The organism is Streptomyces sparsus (assembly GCF_054776295.1).
In genome coordinates, this window is sequence record NZ_BAAHCA010000564.1 from 1 (window position 1) to 3,260 (window position 3,260).

Annotated in this window: 5 protein-coding genes; 1 reads left to right on the forward strand and 4 read right to left on the reverse strand. The window is 73.4% G+C overall.

All coding sequences use genetic code 11. The features are described from left to right. The first annotated feature begins 124 nt into the window (after positions 1-124). Positions 125-1,363: a phosphoserine phosphatase SerB gene (gene serB, locus ACYVE9_RS20215; RefSeq protein ID WP_461029302.1), complete on the forward strand. Its 1,239-nt coding sequence runs from the start codon at positions 125-127 to the stop codon at positions 1,361-1,363. Positions 1,364-1,404: 41 nt separating this feature from the next. Here serB and ACYVE9_RS20220 read toward each other — a convergent pair whose 3' ends face one another. The 4 genes from ACYVE9_RS20220 to ACYVE9_RS20235 form a co-directional block, all read right to left on the reverse strand. Next, entirely contained in the window at positions 1,405-1,923 is a 519-nt protein-coding gene (locus ACYVE9_RS20220; protein WP_461029303.1) for a SixA phosphatase family protein, read from the reverse strand. 90 nt (positions 1,924-2,013) lie between these two features. Continuing rightward, the gene (locus ACYVE9_RS20225; protein ID WP_461029304.1) at positions 2,014-2,226 is read right to left on the reverse strand and encodes a hypothetical protein; all 213 of its coding nucleotides are present in this window, start codon (positions 2,224-2,226) and stop codon (positions 2,014-2,016) included. A 224-nt stretch (positions 2,227-2,450) separates the two neighbouring features. Next, positions 2,451-2,567: an SGM_5486 family transporter-associated protein gene (locus ACYVE9_RS20230; protein ID WP_461029305.1), complete on the reverse strand. Its 117-nt coding sequence runs from the start codon at positions 2,565-2,567 to the stop codon at positions 2,451-2,453. A gap of 16 nt (positions 2,568-2,583) precedes the next feature. Continuing rightward, on the reverse strand, positions 2,584-3,260 hold a 677-nt coding region (locus ACYVE9_RS20235; protein ID WP_461029306.1), incomplete at its 5' end, for an MFS transporter.

Below are 3,260 nucleotides of genomic sequence, written 5' to 3' on the forward strand. Positions count from 1 at the left end.
GAGGGCCGGGGACAGCACGGCGGGCGGCCCTCGCTCCGGGCGGCGGGCTCACCGCTGGTCACACCGTCCGCGAGGCGGACACGCGTACCCGTGGGGAGCGGGTGCCCGATACCGTGGGGTCACCATGAGCGCATCGCAGACTCCTCCGCCTCCGACCGGTGCGACCGGTCCGGACACGCCCACCCTCCTGGTCAAGATCTTCGGCAAGGACCGTCCCGGCATCACCGCCGGACTGTTCGACACCCTCGCCGCCTACGCGCTCGACGTCGTCGACATCGAGCAGGTCGTCACACGGGGCCGCATCACCCTGTGCGCGCTGGTCACCGCCCCCGCAGGCGGTGACGGCAGCACCGAGGGCGAGCTCCGGGCCACCGTGCACAGCTGGGCGGACTCCATGAAGCTGGAGGCGGAGATCATCTCCGGCCGGGGCGACAACCGGCCGCGAGGCACCGGCCGCTCGCACGTCACCGTGCTCGGCCACCCCCTCACGGCGGAGACCACCGCCGCCATCGCCGCCCGGATCACCGGCACCGGCGGCAACATCGACCGCATCTTCCGGCTCGCCAAGTACCCGGTCACAGCCGTGGAGTTCGAGGTGTCAGGCGCCGCGACCAGCCCGCTGCGCACCGCACTGGCCACCGAGTCGGCGCAGTTGGGCGTGGACGTGGCCGTCGTCGCGTCGGGCCTGCAGCGCCGGGCGCAGCGGCTGGTGGTGATGGACGTGGACTCCACCCTCATCCAGGACGAGGTGATCGAGCTGTTCGCGGCCCACGCCGGCTGCGAGCAGAAGGTGGCCGAGGTGACGGCCGCGGCCATGCGCGGTGAGCTGGACTTCGAGCAGTCGTTGCACGCCCGGGTGGCGCTGCTGGCCGGGCTGGACGCCTCGGTCGTCGACAAGGTCCGCGACGAGGTGCGGTTGACCCCCGGCGCCCGGACGCTGGTCCGCACCCTGAAGCGGCTCGGCTACCAGGTGGGCGTGGTGTCCGGCGGCTTCACCCAGATCACCGACGGGCTGCGGGACGAACTGGGTCTGGACTTCGCCTCGGCCAACACCCTGGAGGTGGAGAACGGCCGGTTCACCGGGCGGGTCACCGGTGAGATCGTCGACCGGGCCGGCAAGGCGCGGCTGCTGCGGCGGTTCGCCGAGCAGGCCGGCGTGCCGCTGTCGCAGACCGTCGCCATCGGCGACGGCGCCAACGACCTGGACATGCTCAACGCGGCCGGCCTCGGGGTGGCCTTCAACGCCAAGCCGCTGGTGCGGGAGGCCGCGCACACGGCCGTCAACGTGCCGTTCCTGGACACCGTGCTCTACCTGCTGGGCATCACCCGCGACGAGGTCGAGGCGGCGGACACGCAGGAGTGAGGACGTCGGCGGGCGGCGGTGTGCGCCGCCCGCCGACGGCGTCAGCCGTTGGGGGCCCAGAAGTCGACCAGTCTGGCCGCGCCGGGCTCCAGGGACTTCCACGAACCGGTGTACGTCAGCACCGCCACCGCAGAGGTGGGGAAGCCGCGCCGCTCCAGATGCCGGCCGGGCTCCTCGTCGGCCGAACCGGCCAGCACCTGCGCCAGACCCTGGATGCTCGGGTTGTGGCCGACGAGCAGCACCTCGCGGACGTCGTCGGGCACCTCGTTGAGCACGGCCACCAGGTCGCCGGGCGACGCCTCGTACAGGCGTTCCTCGTAGACCGTGCGGGGGCGTTTGGCGAGCTGCGGAACAGCCAGCTTCCAGGTCTCGCGGGTGCGGACCGCGGTGGAGCAGAGGGTGAGATCGGGGTTCACGCCCTGGGCGGCGAGCCAGTCGCCCGCCACCGGGGCGTCCTTGCGTCCTCGCTCCGCGAGGGGGCGCTCGTGGTCGGCGACCTCTGGCCAGTCGGCCTTGGAGTGTCGGAGGAGGACGATCTTGCGGGGCACATCGACGCTCATGGTTTCCAGCTTCCCACGAAACGCGCCGTCAGGCTCGAGGTGTTGACGGCCGGCGCCCGGTACCGGCGCGGGGTCGCTCCACGGGCCGGGTCAGCCCCCCAGCGCCTGCCTGAGCTGGTGCAGCAGTTCCTCGGCCGGCACCGCCGCCGTCTCGGACGCCTGGGCCTCCCCGCCGCCCGTCAGGAGGGCGAGCAGCACGAGGAAGGCGAGTACCGGCAGCGCGAGCGTCCACCAGCGCAGCCTGGTCGACGTCTGCGACGACGCCCGGGTCGAGGGGGAGCGGGTGTACGCACGGGCCGTCATGTGGCTCGCCTCCGTCGGCTGTCGTCACCTTCGTGCTGGTGATTCGACGGTACGGAGCCGCAGGGGGTGTGCCCATCCGGTGATCCACCCACAAGTCCCTGAGCCTGTCCCCCTAAGGGACCGGGGGCTGGCCCCACCCCCGGCCGGGGGTGCACGGCGGAGGCCGCACGGCCGGGGCTCTCGGCGGCACGCGGCAGGAGGCGGGGCGGGGACCGGTGGGGCTGTCAGGGGGAGGCGATGGAGGCGATCACGGCGATGAGGACGGACAGGCCGAGCATGGCCCCCAGGACGAGGAGCAGCTTCTTCTGGCCGTTGCCGGGATTGGGTTCGAGCACGGGCATGCCGTCAGTGTCGCATTCAGTCGCCGTCCTCGACGCAGCGGTCCCGGCCCGCGACGACGCCCGTGGCGATCTGCGCGGTCATCAGGCAGGCCATCAGCAGCAGCGGGGCCGGCCAGCCGCCGGTGGCCTCGTGCAGGGCGCCGACGGAGAGCGGTCCGGGGATCGAGAGCAGGTAGCCGGTGCCCTGGACGAAGGCGGAGAGACCGGCGACACCGGCGCCGGTGCGGGCCCGCATGCCGATCATCGTCAGCACGAGCGGGAAGGCGCAGTTGGAGATGCCCAGCAGCAGCGCCCAGGCCCACGCTCCGGCGGCCGGAGCGAGCCACAACCCCGCGTAGCCGCCGAGCCCGCAGAGCCCCAGAACCACCACCAGCGGTCCCTGGTGTGCCAGCCGGGCGGCGATCCGGGGCAGGACGAAGGACAGCGGGATGCCCAGGCCCATGGTGACGGCGAGCAGCAGTCCCGCGGTGGAGGCGGGAACCCCGGCGTCCCGGAAGATCTGCGGCAGCCAGCCGAGGATGACGTAGGCGGCGGTGGCCTGGAAGCCGAAGAAGACGCCCAGCGCCCAGGCCGTGGCGGAGCGGGAGATGCGCAGCCGGGGCACGGCCTCGCCGTTCCCCGGCGTACCGGCGGTGGACGCGGCCGGGGTGTGCCCGCCGGAGGCGGTGGACGGACGGCGGGAGCGGCGGCCGG

Excerpts from the sequence above, each read along its gene's own strand:
- serB (WP_461029302.1), top strand. The coding sequence starts at position 125 with ATGAGCGCATCGCAGACTCCTCCGCCTCCGACCGGTGCGACCGGTCCG.
- ACYVE9_RS20220 (WP_461029303.1), bottom strand. The coding sequence starts at position 1,923 with ATGAGCGTCGATGTGCCCCGCAAGATCGTCCTCCTCCGACACTCCAAG.
- ACYVE9_RS20225 (WP_461029304.1), bottom strand. The coding sequence starts at position 2,226 with ATGACGGCCCGTGCGTACACCCGCTCCCCCTCGACCCGGGCGTCGTCG.
- ACYVE9_RS20230 (WP_461029305.1), bottom strand. The coding sequence starts at position 2,567 with ATGCCCGTGCTCGAACCCAATCCCGGCAACGGCCAGAAGAAGCTGCTC.